Origin of the sequence: Gardnerella nova (assembly GCF_049244055.1) — a bacterium.
GTDB classification, from domain to species: Bacteria; Actinomycetota; Actinomycetes; order Actinomycetales; family Bifidobacteriaceae; genus Bifidobacterium; species Bifidobacterium vaginale_H.
The window spans coordinates 684,356-702,460 of the sequence record NZ_CP058369.1 but is presented as its reverse complement, the minus strand read 5'-3'; the positions used below and the strand labels follow the sequence as shown (position 1 = coordinate 702,460).

Sequence of the window (18,105 nt, the reverse complement as noted above, 5' to 3'; positions counted from 1 at the left end):
GTTGTAAACTTGCTTTAGTTGATTCGCAACCAAAATCGAACGTTTGTTCTATGCGTATTGTAAGCTGGTGGTTATGGAGCAGGATTTATTTGCAGCAAGTAGTGCACCTAGCGATGTAACGCGTCCGTTGGCAGTGCGTATGCGACCGAGCCGTATTGAAGACGTGCTTGGGCAGTCGCATGTGCTAAAAGAAGGTTCTCCTTTGCGTAGGCTTGCAAATCCGCAGTCGAAAGGCTCTCTTACTGCTCCAAGTTCTGTTGTGCTTTTTGGCCCTCCGGGAGTTGGGAAAACTACTCTCGCATATATTGTTGCTCGCCAATCTGGCCGCGTGTTTGAAGAACTTTCTGCTGTAACTTCTGGAGTTAAGGATGTTCGTGCGGTGCTTGATCGTGCGCACGAACGTTTAGTGAGTAAGGGACAAGAAACAGTACTTTTTATTGACGAAGTTCACCGTTTTTCTAAATCTCAACAAGACGCTCTGCTTCCAAGCGTTGAAAATCGTGACGTAACTTTTATTGGAGCTACAACCGAAAACCCAAGTTTTTCAATCATTAAACCGCTTTTAAGCAGGTCTGTTGTAGTAAAACTTGAGTCACTTAGCGTAGAAGATTTACACACGCTTATAGAACGCGCAATAACTAGCGAAAATGGGCTCAACAATCAGCTTAAAATCGATGACGAAGCGATTGATTCTATTATTCGTTTAAGCGGGGGAGATGCGCGCAAAACGCTTACTATTTTGGAGGCGGCTGCAGGAGCAGTAACAGGAGATGTTGCGTTACAGCATGGCAAAAAGAAGCCTGTAATTACTACTGATATTGTTTCTAACGTAATGGATACTAATACTGTTCGCTACGACAAAGATGGTGACGATCATTACGACGTGATTTCGGCTTTTATTAAATCAATGCGCGGAAGTGACGTTGACGCTTCTTTGCATTATTTAGCGCGCATGCTTAGAGCTGGGGAAGACCCGCGTTTTATTGCCAGGCGAATTATGATTGCTGCTGCCGAAGAAGTTGGTATGGCAGCTCCCCAGATTTTGCAAGTAACTGTTGCTGCAGCTCAAGCGGTTGCTTTAATCGGGATGCCGGAAGCGCGTATTATTCTTTCTGAAGCTGTGATTGCTGTAGCAACCGCTCCTAAATCCAACGCAAGCTACAATGCTATTAATCAGGCTTTGCAAGATGTTGATGCTGGAAATATTGGTCAAGTGCCGCTTCATCTGCGCAACGCTCCAACGAAACTTATGAAAAGTTGGGGTAATCACGAAGGATACCAGTATGCACACGATTGCCCGGGAGCTGTAGCGTCCCAACAGTACATGCCAGACGAGCTTGTTGGCCGCGAATACTATCATCCATCAAACCGCGGCTACGAGCACGAGCTAACTCAACGCTTATCTCAAATCCGTGCCATTCTTAATGAATCTATCGGATAATAATTAAACATAATAATTAAAAGGCCTCTTACAATTCTAAGAAGCCTTTTAATACAGTATTAATATTTTTTAAGTTACTTTTATTCACGCACAAGCATAATGTGGTCAACGTTGTCGAGTGGAGAGACGCGGAATAGCACAAAACGATTGCCAATAACTTGCACAACTTCGGCACCGAGCTTTTCTGCAAGAGCATCCGCAGCTTCTTTAGCGCTTAATCCGGAACCATCTTGCACAGCGCACTTCATGAGCTCGTGGTACTGCATGGTTTCGTCTGCTTGCTTTACAGCTGCATCAGTAATATCGTTCTTACCAACGTACAAAAGTGGGCTAAGCGTATTAGCAAGTGCGCGAAGCTGCTTAGTCTGCTTTTTAGTCAATGCCATAAGGCGTCCTTTCAAATGCAAGTTTTATAACGCAAATATTACATAAATTACATAAGCACCTAACGGATTATACAGTATATTGCGAATTGTTGCATATTGCTAATAGAAACGTAATATTCCTAACGTAATAATCGCGCTAACAAAACCAACGGCCACAACTAATAGCAGCACGTCTTTTGCGCTAACTTTTAACGTGTGCAAATGAGACCTTGTTGCGCTTGGCGTGTAGCAGCGAGTGTCAAGTGCTAAAGAAAGTGTTTCTGAGTGGCGAATAACGCCTGCAAAAGCAGGAACAATAAGCGAAGATATTGCGTGAATCCGTTTGCAAATTGAGCCGTCCCGTATGCTTCCGCCTCTAGCGGTTTGAGCGTGCGCAACTTCTACTGCCTCGTTAGAAAGCGTTGGTAAAAATCTCAGTGCTAGGCTCATAATAAGCGATATTTCCTGCGTTGGCACTCCAATAGTTTTAAGCGGCGACAGTAAAGACGTGCAGGCTTCGGTTAGTACTGTTGGGCTTATTGTCATAACTAATATTGCGCCAATAATAATTACAAGCGAGAATCTTGTGGCAAATAGTATTGCGCAATTAATTCCGTCGTAAGTTACAATAATCGGCCCAAGTTTATAAAGTATTTTGCCTGTGCGAACGGCAAGAATATTCAGCAATCCCGAAAAAGTAAATATTGCAATAAGCATGTGTAGTGAAGAAATTAGTTTTATGAATTGTATTTTTGCGGCAATAATTAAACACAGTGTGGCAAAAGCAAGAACAGCCAACTGCGTGTAATGAGTGATGCTAAAAGCGCTTAGCATGAGCATAAAGCAGGATATAAGTGTTATTCTGGGATCAAAAGAGCTAAGTAGTGAGGTTGATTTTTCTTGCGAAGTTTCTTCCTGTTTAATCGTTTCTTGTGATAATTTATTTTTATCTTCTAAACTTTCACTTTTGTTTGCTTTTAATGTTACTAGTCTTGCTCCTAAAGCTTTTGCTTCTTGAAGATTATGCGTAATCATAACTATTGTTACGCCTTGATTATTAAGAGTTCGAAGAATTTCTAGAATGCGCAACGATGCTTCAAAATCTAATCCTGCTGTTGGTTCATCAAGCACAAGTACTCGCGGTCTAAAAGCAAGAACGCCCGCTATTGCTGCAAGACGCTGTTGGCCGCCGGAAAGAGAAAAAGGAGATTTTTCTGCCAAATTTTCAAGATTAAGCAGTCTCAACGTTTCATCTACACGTTCTTTAAGGGCGTCTCCTTTTATCCCAAAATTTTTAGGACCGTAAGCAACATCTTCGCGTACAGTTTCTGCAAAAAGCTGCTGTTCTGGAAGCTGCATAACGTAGCCAATAGTTTTGCGTAAGTTTTGCCGATTCTTTTTAGAAGTTTTTTCACTAACAGGTATTTTCTCTACGCTTATAGAACCAGATTCTGCTTTTAATAATCCGCACAAAGCTTTCGCAAGAGTGGATTTTCCACAGCCGTTTTCGCCCATTATTGCAACTATTTCACCTTCATTTACATCAAGTGAATAGTCGTTAATTACAGCTGGAGATTTTTCATCGTATTTAACTGTTAAATGTGATATTGAAATTGCTTTATTTGTATGCGCGCTATCGCTTATACTTGCGCTTTGCTTCGCATAATTATTAATATTTTCCTGCGCTTTTTTTGAAAAACTATATTTAGAATTGTTGAAATATGATTCCAGTTTTTCTAAACAAATTTCGTGAAGCACCCCATTTTCTAGCAGAAGTATGCGATCTGCATTCTGGCATTCGTCAATTCTATGCGTAATCTGCACAATACTCGTGCCGCTTTTATGCAAATCGTCAAATAATGTGTCAACGTTTTCGCGAGATTTAGAGTCGAGCATAGAAGTAGGCTCGTCTAGCACAAGTAGCTTTGACTGCATTGCAATAGATCCTGCTAAAGCAACTTTCTGCATTTGTCCGCCACTCATAAGACTCGGGTTAGAAAGTCTATGATTTTGCATGTGAACAGCTTCTAAAGCATTGTTAACAAGTTTTCGCATTTTATGCTGTTCTACGTTTAAATTTTCCAGTCCAAAAGCAACATCATCTTCAGTAACAGTAGTAACAATCTGATCTTCTGGACTTTGAAACAGAGCGCCAATAAACTTTCGCGCATTTTTGTAAGCGTCAGCATAAGCAGTAGTATTTTCAAAAACTTTTTCGCCGCACAATTCAACATAGCCGCTATCTGGAGCTGTTAAACCGGCAATAATCTTCGCCAGCGTTGATTTACCAGAACCGTTTTTGCCAACAATCGCTACGCGTTCGCCGGAGCGAATTGTAAGACTTAGATTGTTAAGCGTCCAAGTTTTTCCATCATCGTAGCTGAAGCAAATATTTCGCAACACTACTAGAGTATTGTTTTCAACTGCGCAATTTTGAGTTTCGTTCATACTACTGCTTGTGCTGGTATTTTGCATAGTTTATGCCGTTTATAAGATTTACTTGCTGTGGTGAAGTAGTTTAGAAACTGGTTTATAAACAAGCATTGTTACTACAACGTGAAGCGCAAGTTTAATAATATTAAACGGCAGCAGTGCTGGAATAATAAGAGCCACAACCTGCGAAACAGTCATGTGAGCGTAAAGAGGAGTAATAACAAGATTTCCTGCTATTGCGAGCGCAATTGCAACAACTGAGCCTGCCGAAAGTGCAATGATTGCGCCTTTTTTGGTATGCATTTTTTTGTATACGATTGCTGCTGTAACGCTAGCTCCTAAAGATACGAGTACGGCCATCACGGTTCCGAGTGGATTGGTAAATAAGTGTGGTGCAAAACCGAGTATGCTTACGATTGCTGCTGCAGCCGGTCCGTATGCAAATCCTGCTACAAGACACACAATTCCAGAAGGATCGTATTTTAGGAATGAAAAGTCTGGAATAAGCGGGAATTCTATGAAGCTTACTGCCATTGAAAGTGCTACAAATAGCGCATATTTCGCAATTTTTTCGCTTGACCATTGAGTGTTATTGGCGTTTGTTTGATGATTATGAGTATGCGAAATTCCCATGGTGGGTCTCCGTTTCTTCCATCCGGACTGTAACCGTTGGCTTCGGAATTGAACCGAATCAGCAGCTTGTATGCCGCTCGCGGGCTTCAAAAACACGTGCAAAGCGTTTTTGTTACCGCCAGTAAGGATTTTCACCTTCCCTGAAACTACTCTTCTTTTGTATCGCATACTAGGAACATTGGGCGTAGTCGGGTCGATATGTGACGCGTGTAGCTAAGTGGCGAGGGTAGGTGCGAGAATACCAGTATGAGCAATACGAGTAGATTAACAAAAAATGGTAATACTGTAGCAGTGAATAGCATTGATAAATTAGCTATTGTCGTAGTCACTTATAAGCGTCAAGAACTTTTGGAGAATTTGTTCCATTCGTTTGAATGTTTGAACGAGTGCCCTTGGAGAATTGTGGTTGTCGATAATGAGCAGAGCGATCGAACTCGCGAATTGGTTGTGCGTCTCGAAACTGATTTAACTAACCGTTGGGGTAAAGCAGAAAAAGACGCTGAAGGCAATGAAACTCACGTTGTCTATGCTCCTCAAGATGAAAATCTTGGTGGTGCTGGTGGCTTCAGTGCTGGCGTAAAGAAGGCTTATGAGCTTGGTGCTCAATGGTTTTGGGTTATGGACGATGATGTTGAGACGGTTCCTGAGTCTATTGATCGTTTGGCTCCGTGGACGAAGCGTCACGCTGTTATTCAAGGAAGCCGCTTAGATTATGACGGTGGCAAATTCTACTGGCAATACGATTTTTTGGTTTCGCTTGGTATTCCTAATCCGATTGCTCCTGCAGCGTTTGGTAATGCGGGTTATCGCGTGATGAACACGATGTGTTTTGAGGGTGGTTTGATTCGTCGAGATATTGTTAAAAAAATTGGTTTTCCGGATCCTCGTTACTTTATTTATTGGGATGATACTACGTACGGGTACCTTGCGAGTAAAGTTACGAATCCGATTGTGGTGCCGGATATTATCCTTCGTCGCACCCGCGATATTCCTAACTGGGATATTGCTGGAGTACGTCAACTGAACTCGACTTCAGACATGAACCGTTACCATATTATGCGAAATCGTGGGTTTATGGCTCGTTACTTTATGGTTCATGGCGATTTTCACCCGTTTATTTTTGCTTTGGGAACTGCATTGACTGCGGTTAAAGAGGTTATTCGTTTAATAGCGGTTGACCGTGCGCATATATTTTCTGGTATCAGTAAATTGTTTACTGGTTGGCTTGATTCGAGAAAAATTCTTCACGACAACTCGTGGGAGCCTATGCCTTCTTTGTAATCAATTGTTTTGCCAATGTAATCAGCTTTTTACGAGCGTGTTTCACGTATGGTAAAAGTGAATAAAGGCGCCGTTTTATTGGGAAGTTAGTAAGCGTGTCGCGCTAGATATAGTATAGAATAATCGTACATATCCTATTGTCAGCACACATTCAGAGGGGAGTGTTAGCGAAGATGATTGAAACTGCGCAAGCATTTGGCGTCGATATTGGTGGTTCCGGTATTAAGGCCGCTCCGGTTAATTTGGAAAAAGGTGAGTTTGCAGAACCTCGCTATAAGATTCTTACTCCTGCAGTTTCTACGCCTCAAGCGGTTGCTGATATTGTTCGTCAGCAGCTTGAGCATTTTGAAGTACCTGCAGATGCTCCTGTGGGAATTGCGTTCCCTGCTCCTATTAAGCCGGGTAAGAAGCTCGATTTTATGGCTAATCTTGACCAGTCTTGGATTGGTGTCGACGTCACGGAAGTTTTCAGTGAGGCTTGCGGTCGTCCGGTGACGGTTGTCAACGATGCTGATGCTGCTGGTTTGGCTGAACAAAAGTTTGGTGCCGCTAAAGACAAAGACGGTTTGGTTATTGCAACTACGCTTGGAACCGGTATTGGTACCGCTTTGATTTATAACGGCGTACTTATTCCGAACACTGAGCTTGGTCATATTCAGCTTGAAAAAGGCAAGGGTGATGCTGAAAAGTATGCTGCTTCTTCCGTTCGCGAGAAGTTGGATATGGGCTATAAGAAGTGGGCTAAGCGCTTAACTAAGTACTATGGTTTGATGGAAAAGTACTTTAACCCTGATTTGTTTGTTGTTGGTGGTGGTGTGAGCCGCGTAAGTGAAAAGTTCTTGCCACATATCGACATTAAAACTCCTATTGTTGTTGCTTCCTTACATAACGAGGCTGGCATTATTGGTGCCGCTTATTATGCAAGCCAGAAGCAGCAGCACTGAGTAGCTTTTAAAATTAATTAGGTTTACCGTGTAGGTTTGCCGTTATAATTTTATTTAGTTTTTACTAGCTGGGCGCGTGAATGAGTTTATGCGCCCAGCTTTTGTTATGCCAGGTGCTAGGGTAGTGGCGTGCGATTTTCTTCAAGAGTAGACGTAAGCGAGCCGAATCCCATTATTCTAGCTCAGCGCAAAGCTGTAGCAAATGGTATTAAGCTTACGAAATTAAACGATTCTAATCCAACAGTTCACGGACTTGCTCCGCGTTGTTTGTCTGATCGCTACACCGCTGACCCTCGTGGCCCTATTGAAGCGCGCACGCTGCTGTCTGATTTCATTAACCAGCGCGACAATCGCGGTAGTATTCACGCTCCTGCGAAACTTAATCCTGACCGTCTCTATGTTTTGTCTTCAACCTCGCAAGCCTACGCGTGGCTTATGATGCTCATGTGTGATGCTGGAGATGCTGTTATAGGTCCTACCCCCGGATATCCACTGATCGAGTCAATAGCTCGTTTACAATGCGTGAACGCAATACCATATCCGCTGCACTACGATGGTTCTTGGACTATTGACGTTCCTCGCGTTCGTAGTCTACTGGAAAATGATTCGTTGCGTATCAGAGCGCTTGTGCTCATTAACCCAAATAATCCTACTGGCTCTTACGTAAAGCCTGAGGAACGTGAAGAAATATTACGCTTGTGTAGAGAACATGAAGTGGCAATTATTGCTGATGAAGTCTTCTACGATTATTCTTTAGAACCTTTTGAAGATAACGCACGTTTGGCTGGAGAAAGCTCAACGCTGGTGTTTGCGCTGGATGGTTTCTCAAAAATGCTGGCAGCGCCACACGCCAAAGTTGGTTGGATTGAAGTTTCTGGTCCAGAAGATGAGGTTGCTCAAGCGCAGCGTCGTCTCGATGTGATTGCTGACGACTTCTTACCAATCGGCGCAACCGTTTCAGAACATATTCCAGAACTTTTACAATATGCCAATTCTCAAACGAATATGGTGAGAAGCCGAGTGCTGGGTAATCTTCAAACTCTTAGAGAAACTTTAGATAAATGGCCACAATGTTGCGTGAGTGCACTAAGAGCTGAAGGCGGATGGAATATTTTATTGCGAGTCCCTTCTTGCATTGATGACGACGTGTTGGCGTTACGATTGATGAAAGATTATCGCTTAGTTTCGCAGCCTGGATACTATTTCGACATGCCAGTAAACGGGTATCTTGCACTTTCTCTACTGCCGGAGCCTGAACAGTTTAACAGCGGTCTTAACGCACTACTGCGGACTGTTGACGCATTATTGGCAGAATAATTACCTTCCGTAATTTTTTACATGAGCGTAAGCCAAGCGCGAACCGTATACCACAAATCAGGATTGAAACGAAGTGTGCTGTCTTCGCGTCCGGTAACAAACCAACTTAAAGCAGCAATAATAAGCGAAAACGCTAATAGCGCCACCACTACTGACGTAAGCGAATAGTAAGCAACTTTCTTTCGCAGACAATCTTCTTGTCGCATACTCAACAAATGTTCTAAAAGTAACGTTACGCCTACTACCGCAGCCAATGCGAAAGTCCACGCAAAGTCAGCAATATAACGCCAGCCGACACCAGCTTTCAAACTATCAAAAACAATAAGAATACTGCCGGCTACCAACGCAGTTATGACGGTGTGCCATGCAAAATTACTGCTGGAACGTTTGCGCATAAGAAAAGCGGCAATAATGCCAACTAATGCCAATGGCGACAATACGAACATGCCGCCAATCATAGGTTCAGCATACTGCCAACGATCAAAAGCAAGAGGTTGAATGCCAATCCAAGGGAATGTTCCAATTATACGCAACGGTAAGGCGACGTAGCTGATAATGGACGGAAGTATATTTTGTGCCGGAAGACGCATCGTGGTCATGTCGGTAATGGTTATCTGATACTCGTTACCAAAATTCAGAGGCGACCCAAAACGAAGCATGTTGTAGCAGCAGAAAGGAATCGCAACAAGCACAGCCGGCAGAATCCAGCACACGAGGTAAGTAAGCGACGTAAGCCACGAACGAGAGTCATACGAGCCGTGGAAGCTGTTACGGAAACGAACAATACTATTTTTTACGTCTGTATAGAAAGCAGGAATAGCAAAAAGAATTGCTATTATAAACGTTGGTCTACATCCTAAATTAAGCGATATAAAGAAGGAGCCTAACGCAATATTTCGTAATTTTTTAGTTTTGTTATAGCCGCAATAACAGCACAATCCTAACGCAGTGAAAAATAGTGAAGCTGCCATAGGAACCGAATAAAATGACGTTCTAAACCACAAGTACACAGTATTCGCGGTAATAAAGAACATGACTATAGCAATAGAAACAGTTCCCAATGAAGCGTGATCGACGGTGTGCTTTATAAGACGAATAACGAGTAGCGATCCCGCTATAAGAAAACCGATAAGAAATACTATTGTTGCAACCGTAGTGGGAAGCATAGCGCCACCCGGTATCCAAAGTCCCGAAATAAGACGATACGGCATAAAAAGCAAAACTGCGGGAAGCACTCCGAAATACGAGTACCAGTGGCCTTGATAGTACGCGTAATCCCAGTACATATTGTGTACGGAATGGTTGAGCAACATGTTTCTTGCCATAGGATCGTACGGATTTGCAAGCTGCGTTAACTCCCGCGGGACAGGAAGATTAAGGTGTACTTGTCCTTTAAGAAGAGCATCGGCGGTGTGTGCGTACTGATCAAAGTCGTAAGTGTAATTTCCTGCAGTGTCGAAATGCAAAGGAGTGGAGTTTTTCAGATTCCACACAACTGTTACTATTCCAACAATCACCAACGGGAGCAAAGAAGCTACAAAAAAGCAACGCTGTTTCAAACTGTGTGTGTCGAGTTGTATGCGCCAAAGTTGCGACCAAGGATTCCATAAACCTATAAGAAAAGCGCATAATGCAAGCAGACACACGCGTCCCCATGACCAACTAAACGGTGCTCTTACGTTCGCTCGAGCATCCTCTATATCAAGTACCGTTCCCAAAGGATGTTGCAACCATACGCGCACTATGCACGGCTTATGAATAGCGGACTCAGGTAGTGTTAATAAAGCGGCGTCAAATGCCCTAGGATTAGTACTTTGTGGTTTACCAACTGTTCGATCTGCTTCAATACGAACATGAATATCATCAATAAGAGTTTTATGCTTTACAGCCTGTTTCCGTATTGCGGTGGTCTTTCGGCTAATTTTGTGCGACAGAGTAGCAGGCTGCAAACGAATATATGGTGAGCTTCCGTCGGAAGTTACTTCTAAATATGCTTCAGAAGGATCAGTAATAAGCAATCCTCCGGAAGAAAGACGCACAACGCCCGGTCCTAAAGTATTATGAGCGGCAACACTATCGGTGCTTCCTGTGACGCTAGTCCAAAACGGAATATTGCCGAAAGAGCACTCGCATACGGCAATGAGCAGTAACACTAGCAAAGGAATGCGCAACGTATGCCATATTGTTGCGACTGTAAAAGCATGAAAACGCTGGTTTTGCTTATGCAAAGTGCCTGCGCGCTTTTCTGGCGGTAAATTTTGAGAAACGGATGTTGCAATCACCACATAACCATTCTATTGCAAAGTTGAGAGTAGCCGATTACTTGCTCGTTGCTGTTAGTTGTTTGCTAGTTGTTGCTTTGTTACTTTTCATTACTTTTCATTGCTTTTCATTACTTTTCATTACTTTTCATTACTCTTCGGCGACCAAATCAAGGTATTCGTCGTTCCACAAGTCTTCGTCCCCGTCCGGCATAAGAAGCACGCGTTCAGGTTGTAATGCTTCTACAGCGCCCTCATCGTGTGTTACTAGAACGATAGCGCCTTCGTATTTTGCAATAGCTTTAAGAATTTCATTTCTTGACGCCGGATCCAAGTTGTTTGTAGGTTCGTCGAGCAGCAATACGTTGGCTTGAGATGTGACAAGTGTTGCGAGCGCAAGTCGCGTTTTTTCACCGCCTGATAGTACGCGGGCCGGTTTTATAGCGTCGTCGCCAGAAAAGAGGAAGCTTCCTAGCATGGATCGTGCTTGGGTGTCGTTCAAATTTGGAGCAACGTGCTGGAGATTTTCGAGTACTGTTGCGTCTAAATCCAGGGTGTCATGTTCCTGAGCGAAGTAACCTATTTTGCAGCCGTGGCCGTATTGTACTTCGCCAGTATCTGCCGTTTCTTCGCCAGCTAAAATACGTAAGGTTGTGGTTTTGCCGGCGCCGTTATATCCCAAAATAACAACGCGAGAACCTTTGTCTATTGCGAGGTTAATTCCAGCAAAAACAATATTAGAACCGTAGGCCTTAGAAATATCTTTCGCCATAATAGGAGTGCGTCCGCAGGGCGCTGGTTCTGGGAAGCGAATATCAGCAACTTTTTCTTGTTTTTGTGCTTCGCTTGTTTCGCTAAGTAAACGTTCGGCTCTGCGCATCATGTTTTGAGCTGCCACTGCTTTAGTTGCTTTTGCATGTAAGCGAATGCCTTGCTTCATAAGGCGTTCGGCTTTCTTTTCTGCTACTTCACGCTCACGACGCCTACGTTCTTCGTCTACTACGCGTTGGTGTAAGTATGCTTTCCAACCCATGGAATACATGTCGATTTGCGCGAGTTGTGCGTCTAAATGCCATACTTTATTCACAACTTCGTCAAGTAATTCAGTGGAGTGGGAAATAACTAGGAATCCGCCTTCAAAACGTTTTAAATAGTTGCGTAACCAGATAATAGAGTCCGCGTCCAAATGGTTAGTTGGCTCGTCAAGGATCAGCGTATCTGCGTCAGAAAACAGAATTCTAGCAAGTTCAATGCGTCTGCGCTGACCGCCGGAAAGTGTGCCTAGGGATTGTCGCATAACTTCTTGTGGAAGCCCTAAGCTGGTGGCCATTGATATTGCTTCGGATTGCACTGCGTAACCGCCTGCTTTTTCAAAGTCTTGCATTGCTTTGTCGTAGCGGTTCATCGCTTTTGTCATGATATCTGGATCTGGATTGGTCATCTCTTTTTCCGCTTTGCGGATACGTGACACTATGGAAGCAATGTCTCGTGCGCTCATAATGCGGTCGAGCACACTTTGCTCAGGGTCTGCAGCATGCGTATCTTGCGGAAGGTAGCCTAAGCCGCCGCTGACTCGTACGGAACCTCCAGCTGGCAGCATTTCTCCAGTAATGACGCGGGTTAGCGTTGTTTTGCCTGCACCGTTGCGTCCTACTAAACCAATTTTGTCACCTTTAGTGACGTGAAAGTCGGTAGGATTTAACAGCGTGCGCGCACCAATTTGTATGGTTAATGCTTGTGCGTCAATAGGCATAATATGTGTTCCGTTCCCCAGAAATGTAGGCTTATCGCATGTGTGCTAAGAAAATTGTTAGCCAAACGAACCATTATATCGTGTAGTGGTAACGAATTTTTGGGAATTGTGATATAGCATATGCTGATTGCGATAGAGCAAGCACAAGTAAACTTTACTTTTTCGAACAAGTGTTCTATAATTGCTTGTTATGGAGTGAGACGCTTATTGAGGGGTTTGCGTTTCAGGAGTGTTTTATTATTCAGATTAGTTGGAGGCGGCAATGACACAGCAGGAGAATAAGCAGCCGGACGCTAAGCAGCCGGACGCTAAGCAGCCGGACGCTTTACAAAATTTGTTAGATAACGCTCCGCTGTGTACCCATAACGGGACGGTTATATCCGATTTATCGCAAGTTCCTGCTGAGTGGAAAATAACTATTCAAGGCGCTAGAGAACACAATCTTAAAAATGTGAGTTTGTCGATTCCTCGCAACCGTATGGTTGTTTTTACAGGACTTTCCGGCTCGGGTAAGTCTTCGCTTGCTTTTGATACGCTTTTCGCTGAAGGTCAACGACGCTATGTTGAATCGTTAAGCGCGTATGCTCGTCAATTTTTAGGTCGTATGGATAAGCCTGATGTAGATTTTATTGAGGGTTTAAGCCCGGCTGTTTCTATCGATCAAAAAACTACCAATCGTAACCCGCGTTCTACTGTCGGCACTATCACTGAGATTTACGATTATTTACGACTTCTGTTCGCAAGAATAGGTGTGCCGCATTGCCCTGTGTGTGGTCAATTAGCAAGTGCACAAACACCGCAACAGATGGTTGATACACTTTTGGCAATGCCAGAACGTACGCGTTTGCAAATTTTAGCTCCCGTTGTACGCGGACGTAAGGGAGAATTTAAGGAAACTCTTGATCTTTTGCGATCCGACGGTTATGCGCGAGCGATTATTGATGGAAGTATGTATGAGCTTTCTGAAGATATTGCTCTTGAAAAGCAGAAAAAACACACTATTGAAGTAGTAATTGATCGACTGGTTATTAAAGACGGTATTCGAGTACGACTTACTGATTCAATAGAAACAGCATTGCGACTTTCGCAAGGCGTGGTAGTTGCTGATTTCGTTGACGAACCCGACAATTCATCTCAACGTCGTCGTACCTTCTCAGAGCATCGTGCTTGCCCGAACAATCATCAGCTAGAACTTGACGAAATTGAGCCGAGAACATTTTCATTTAATGCACCATACGGAGCATGCCCAGAATGTTCCGGAATTGGATACAACCTTGAAATCGACCCAGAACTTGTGATCCCAGATCCCGACAAGTCTCTTTCTCAGGGAGCAATCGAGCCTTGGGCAATGAATAAGTCAGCAGGCATGTACTATCAGCACATACTATCTGGACTTGCCCAAGATTTAAATTTCAGCATGGATACGCCTTGGAAGAATCTTAGCAAAGATATTCGTAATGCTATTATGTACGGGCACGACTTTACTGTGCAAGTATCGTATAAAAATCGTTGGGGCAGACAACGTGAATATACAACTGGCTTTGAGGGTGTAGTCAGAACACTCATGCGTAAGCATGATGAAACAGACTCGGAACAAATGCGACAATACTACGAATCGTACATGCGCGAAGTACCATGCCAGAAGTGTCGAGGTAAACGTTTGCGTCCAGAAGTGTTGTCGGTAACAGTTGCAGATACTTCCATAGCGGAAGTGTGTGATATGCCAGTTGAGCGCAGTCTTTCGTGGATAAATCAGCTTAATTTGGAAGGCTCTCAAGCCTTAATTGCGGCGGAAGTAGTGAAAGAAATACGCGCTCGCCTTGGTTTCTTAAACGACGTTGGCTTAAGTTATCTCACTCTTTCAAGAGCTGCAAAAACATTATCTGGCGGCGAAGCGCAACGAATTCGTTTGGCTACGCAGATAGGTTCAGGATTAGTTGGCGTTATGTATGTGCTTGACGAGCCATCTATTGGCTTACATCAGCGAGATAACGAGCGCTTAATTGCAACGTTGCACCATTTACGAAACCTCGGAAATACGCTAATTGTGGTAGAACACGACGAAGATACCATTCGTCAAGCAGACTGGTTGGTTGACATTGGTCCAGAAGCTGGTGAACATGGCGGAGAAGTAGTGTATTCAGGTCCGTCCAAAGATATTATCAAAGCTCAGCGCTCAATTACCGGAGACTATATTTCTCACAGACGTTCAATAGACGTACCAAAGCAACGTCGTATTGTAGACGAAAACCGTATGCTTCACATTCTCGGTGCCCGTGAACATAACTTAAAAAATGTCGACGTAAGCATACCTTTAGGTGTATTCACCTGCATTACGGGCGTATCAGGATCAGGAAAATCAAGCTTAATAAATTCAATTCTTTACCCAGTCCTTGCTGATAAGCTCAACGGTGCACGCATAGTTCCTGGAAAACATAAGCGGGTGGAAGGCGTTGAATATTGTGACAAAGTAGTACATGTGGATCAGAATCCTATTGGTCGCACTCCGCGTTCTAATCCTGCAACCTACACGGGTGTGTGGGACAAAATTCGCTCGCTTTTCGCCCAAACTCCCGAAGCAAAAGTTCGCGGTTATGGTCCTGGACGTTTCTCATTTAACGTAAAAGGTGGTCGATGTGAAGCGTGCCACGGCGATGGAACATTAAAAATTGAAATGAATTTCCTTCCCGACGTCTATGTTGAATGTGAAGCCTGCCACGGAAAGCGATACAATCGTGAAACTTTGGAAGTTACTTATAAAGGCAAATCTGTTTCCGACGTTCTTGATATGCCTATTTCTGAAGCGGCAGTGTTCTTCAAATCTTATCCGTCTATTGCTAGATATTTAGATACGCTTGTGAAGGTTGGTCTTGGCTATATTCGTCTAGGGCAAAGTGCGCCAACACTTTCTGGTGGTGAATCGCAACGTGTGAAACTTGCTACGGAATTGCAGAAAAGGTCAACTGGGAAGACTGTATATATACTCGATGAGCCAACAACCGGACTTCATTGTGAAGACGTGAGAAAATTGTTAAGCGTATTGCAGTCTCTGGTCGATAAAGGTAACAGCGTTATCGTTATTGAACATAATCTTGATGTGGTAAAGTCTGCCGACTGGATTATTGACTTAGGTCCAGAGGGAGGAGATAACGGTGGAACTGTGGTTGCAGAAGGTTCTCCGGAATCAGTGGCGAGGTGTTCTGAAAGCTGGACTGGCAAATTCCTCAAGCCGATGCTTACTGCGCATTGACTTGCCTGAACAGTGTTCATAGTTTGGTTTAAATAGTTTGGTTCAAATTGTCGTAAGTCATAAGTCGTAAGTCGTAAATCGAAATGAAGGAGGTGAATAAATGAACGACGATAACATTACTAACCAATATAATTACGGCAGTAGTGGCGATGATAATAGTGACGTTTGTGACGCTGATGATGCCGTTTGCGATACGCATCAAGATTCTTGCTGGCATAAGACGCAGCACAATCTCTATGATCCTCCTAAAACTAATAAAAGTGACGTTAATGCTTTTGGTGCGCCTTTATTAGGCGATAGTCGTGATTTATTTCGTCCTGCTTCTCAAGATATTCCAGCTAAACCGGGAGTGTATAAATGGCGAGACGACCAGGGGCGCGTTATTTACGTTGGTAAAGCAAAGAATTTGCGCAATCGTTTAGCAAATTATTTTCAACCTTTATACCAGTTGCATCCGCGCACGCAATCCATGGTACTTACTGCACGCAGTTTGGAGTGGACTGTCGTAGCGACAGAATTTGAAGCGCTAACGCTGGAATATACATGGATTAAAGCATTTGATCCACGGTTTAATGTAGTTTTTCGCGACGATAAAACTTACCCTTATGTGGCTGTATCTGTTGGTGAAGAGTTTCCGAGAGTTTGGATTACTCGCAATCGTGGGGCTAAGAAAACACTGTATTTTGGCCCATACGCAAAAGTATGGCCGCTACGACATAGTTTAGATTCGTTGCTGAAAACATTTCCTATTCGCACCTGTTCTTCAGGCGTGTTTTATAAAGCCCATAGAACTGGACGACCATGTTTGCTCGCTTCCATTGGCAAGTGTTCGGCTCCTTGTGTTGGCAATATTACGCCTCGCGAGCATCGTGAATATGTTGAGCATGTAGTTGGCATACTTACGGGCAGTATTGGTAATTCGTATATTGCGCAAATAACGCGTGAAATGAAGCGAGCGAGTGAGGATTTAGAGTTTGAGCGTGCGGCTGCATTGCGCGACGAAATTGCAGTGCTTAGCACCGTTTTGCAACAAAATGCCGTAGTCTTTGACGATGATGTGGAAGCAGACGTATTTGGTTTATGCGGTGACGATTTGGAAGCGTCCATCCACGCATTTTTTGTGCGAGCTGGGATGATTCGAGGAGAACGCAACTGGTCAGTAGAACGCAATGAAGAGATGAGCGATGGTGAGCTGTTAGCCGATCTTCTCACGCACGTATATGCAGAGTATGAACATGATGCTACTGAAATACAGCGCAATCTAGTCACTATTAAGCAGCTTCGCGACGCTTTTAACACTTCAACTAAGGCTACTGCAATTGACCCTGCGTCGAGAGCACAGGCCACTAAAATTCGTCGAGAGCGTCAAGAAACCACGGGTCGTGAAGATTTATTGGCGCCTATTGCTCCTGTGCCTCGAGAAATTATCGTTCCTGTTGCTATTCCAGAAGAACGTTTACAAGAATTAGAATCGTGGCTCAGCAGTATTCGTGGTTCTCAAGTAACCATTCGCGTTGCGGAACGTGGAGAAAAGCGAGCGCTTATGCAACGCGCTAACGATAATGCGAGCCAGGCTTTAACGCGCATAAAATCGCATCGCATAAGCAGTATGGAAATGCGAACCGAGGCTATGAACGAGATAGCGCAAGCACTTGGCATGGCAGAGGCACCTTTGCGCATTGAATGTTACGATATTTCCAATACTGTAGACGGTAGCTATCAGGTTGCTTCTATGGTTGTTTTCGAAGATGGTTTAGCTCGTCCAAGTGAGTATCGTCATTTTGCTATTCGTGGCGAAAACGGTGATGGCAAGATTGACGACTTAAGTGCAGTGTACGAAACGATATTGCGAAGGTTTAGTCATAGTGATGCTGCTTCAAACACTGCGTCGCACAATGCTAACAAATCTTGTGAAAATAATTCTTATGAAGATATGAGTAAGAAGCGTTTTGCATATAGGCCACAGTTAGTTATGGTTGACGGCGGGCGCGAGCAGGCAAAGGCTGCAAGACGAGCTATGCACGATGCTGGAATTTACGATATTACAGTGTGTGGCTTAGCTAAAAAGCTTGAGGAAGTGTGGCTTCCTGACGAGGATTACCCGATAATCTTAAAAAGAAGTTCGCAGGGCTTATATTTATTGCAGCGAGCGCGAGACGAGTCACATCGCTTTGCTATTACGTATCATCGTATTCGACGTCGAAAAGGTGCATTGCATTCAATTCTTGACACTATCCCTGGTATTGGGGTAGTGTACCGCAAACGTTTGCTTGCTCAGTTTGGTTCCGTAAAAGGAATAAGGAAAGCTTCACTAGAAGATTTGCAGAAGGTACCTGGAATTGGTGAAAGTAAAGCAAAAATTATATATACTGCACTGCGTAACAGTAACGATTAAGTAACCTATATATTAAGTAACCTACGCGTTTA

Annotated in this window: 11 protein-coding genes and 1 riboswitch; of the genes, 6 read left to right on the top strand and 5 right to left on the bottom strand. The window is 43.7% G+C overall.

The window, feature by feature from the left end; genetic code table 11:
- Positions 1 to 73 precede the first annotated feature (73 nt).
- The gene (locus HXT56_RS02945) at positions 74 to 1,441 is read left to right on the top strand and encodes a replication-associated recombination protein A (RefSeq protein ID WP_421778403.1); all 1,368 of its coding nucleotides are present in this window, start codon (positions 74 to 76) and stop codon (positions 1,439 to 1,441) included.
- Positions 1,442 to 1,521: 80 nt separating this feature from the next.
- Here the strand turns inward: HXT56_RS02945 and HXT56_RS02940 are convergent, their stop codons facing one another.
- The 3 genes from HXT56_RS02940 to HXT56_RS02930 form a co-directional block, all read right to left on the bottom strand.
- Entirely contained in the window at positions 1,522 to 1,827 is a 306-nt protein-coding gene (locus tag HXT56_RS02940) for a YhbY family RNA-binding protein (RefSeq protein ID WP_421778402.1), read from the bottom strand.
- Positions 1,828 to 1,926: 99 nt separating this feature from the next.
- On the bottom strand, positions 1,927 to 4,254 hold the full coding sequence (locus tag HXT56_RS02935; RefSeq protein ID WP_421778401.1) for an energy-coupling factor transporter ATPase: 2,328 nt from the start codon (positions 4,252 to 4,254) through the stop codon (positions 1,927 to 1,929).
- 48 nt (positions 4,255 to 4,302) lie between these two features.
- Positions 4,303 to 4,872, bottom strand: a complete 570-nt coding sequence (locus tag HXT56_RS02930) for an ECF transporter S component (RefSeq protein WP_116711769.1) — start codon at positions 4,870 to 4,872, stop codon at positions 4,303 to 4,305.
- Positions 4,873 to 4,878: 6 nt separating this feature from the next.
- A riboswitch (FMN riboswitch) is annotated at positions 4,879 to 5,024 on the bottom strand.
- A 94-nt stretch (positions 5,025 to 5,118) separates the two neighbouring features.
- Between HXT56_RS02930 and HXT56_RS02925 the strand changes: the two genes are divergently transcribed.
- The 3 genes from HXT56_RS02925 (at position 5,119) to HXT56_RS02915 (ending at position 8,414) form a co-directional block, all read left to right on the top strand.
- Positions 5,119 to 6,153, top strand: a complete 1,035-nt coding sequence (locus HXT56_RS02925; protein ID WP_421778400.1) for a glycosyltransferase — start codon at positions 5,119 to 5,121, stop codon at positions 6,151 to 6,153.
- Between the two features lie 173 nt (positions 6,154 to 6,326).
- The gene (gene ppgK, locus HXT56_RS02920) at positions 6,327 to 7,097 is read left to right on the top strand and encodes a polyphosphate--glucose phosphotransferase (RefSeq protein ID WP_116711767.1); all 771 of its coding nucleotides are present in this window, start codon (positions 6,327 to 6,329) and stop codon (positions 7,095 to 7,097) included.
- A 129-nt stretch (positions 7,098 to 7,226) separates the two neighbouring features.
- Entirely contained in the window at positions 7,227 to 8,414 is a 1,188-nt protein-coding gene (locus HXT56_RS02915) for a pyridoxal phosphate-dependent aminotransferase (protein WP_250309436.1), read from the top strand.
- Between the two features lie 17 nt (positions 8,415 to 8,431).
- Here the strand turns inward: HXT56_RS02915 and HXT56_RS02910 are convergent, their stop codons facing one another.
- Positions 8,432 to 10,696 (bottom strand): beta-carotene 15,15'-monooxygenase, encoded by a 2,265-nt coding sequence (locus HXT56_RS02910; protein WP_421778474.1) that lies wholly within the window; start codon positions 10,694 to 10,696, stop codon positions 8,432 to 8,434.
- Positions 10,697 to 10,826: 130 nt separating this feature from the next.
- Positions 10,827 to 12,428 carry an ABC-F family ATP-binding cassette domain-containing protein gene (locus tag HXT56_RS02905; RefSeq protein WP_421778399.1) on the bottom strand — a complete coding sequence of 534 codons (1,602 nt, stop codon included), beginning with the start codon at positions 12,426 to 12,428 and terminating at the stop codon, positions 10,827 to 10,829.
- Positions 12,429 to 12,690: 262 nt separating this feature from the next.
- Here HXT56_RS02905 and uvrA point away from each other — a divergent pair, with 262 nt between their 5' ends.
- Together uvrA and uvrC are read left to right on the top strand one after the other, a co-directional pair.
- Positions 12,691 to 15,678, top strand: a complete 2,988-nt coding sequence (gene uvrA / locus HXT56_RS02900) for an excinuclease ABC subunit UvrA (RefSeq protein WP_421778398.1) — start codon at positions 12,691 to 12,693, stop codon at positions 15,676 to 15,678.
- Between the two features lie 100 nt (positions 15,679 to 15,778).
- Positions 15,779 to 18,073, top strand: coding sequence for an excinuclease ABC subunit UvrC (uvrC, locus tag HXT56_RS02895; protein ID WP_421778397.1), 2,295 nt, complete (start codon positions 15,779 to 15,781; stop codon positions 18,071 to 18,073).
- Positions 18,074 to 18,105 lie beyond the last annotated feature (32 nt).

What these genes read in the sequence shown, in the direction of transcription:
- HXT56_RS02905 (WP_421778399.1), bottom strand. Translation starts at nt 12,428, where the DNA reads ATGCCTATTGACGCACAAGCATTAACCATACAAATTGGTGCGCGCACG.
- HXT56_RS02930 (WP_116711769.1), bottom strand. Translation starts at nt 4,872, where the DNA reads ATGGGAATTTCGCATACTCATAATCATCAAACAAACGCCAATAACACT.
- ppgK (WP_116711767.1), top strand. Translation starts at nt 6,327, where the DNA reads ATGATTGAAACTGCGCAAGCATTTGGCGTCGATATTGGTGGTTCCGGT.
- HXT56_RS02935 (WP_421778401.1), bottom strand. Translation starts at nt 4,254, where the DNA reads ATGAACGAAACTCAAAATTGCGCAGTTGAAAACAATACTCTAGTAGTG.
- uvrA (WP_421778398.1), top strand. Translation starts at nt 12,691, where the DNA reads ATGACACAGCAGGAGAATAAGCAGCCGGACGCTAAGCAGCCGGACGCT.
- HXT56_RS02925 (WP_421778400.1), top strand. Translation starts at nt 5,119, where the DNA reads ATGAGCAATACGAGTAGATTAACAAAAAATGGTAATACTGTAGCAGTG.
- uvrC (WP_421778397.1), top strand. Translation starts at nt 15,779, where the DNA reads ATGAACGACGATAACATTACTAACCAATATAATTACGGCAGTAGTGGC.
- HXT56_RS02940 (WP_421778402.1), bottom strand. Translation starts at nt 1,827, where the DNA reads ATGGCATTGACTAAAAAGCAGACTAAGCAGCTTCGCGCACTTGCTAAT.
- HXT56_RS02945 (WP_421778403.1), top strand. Translation starts at nt 74, where the DNA reads ATGGAGCAGGATTTATTTGCAGCAAGTAGTGCACCTAGCGATGTAACG.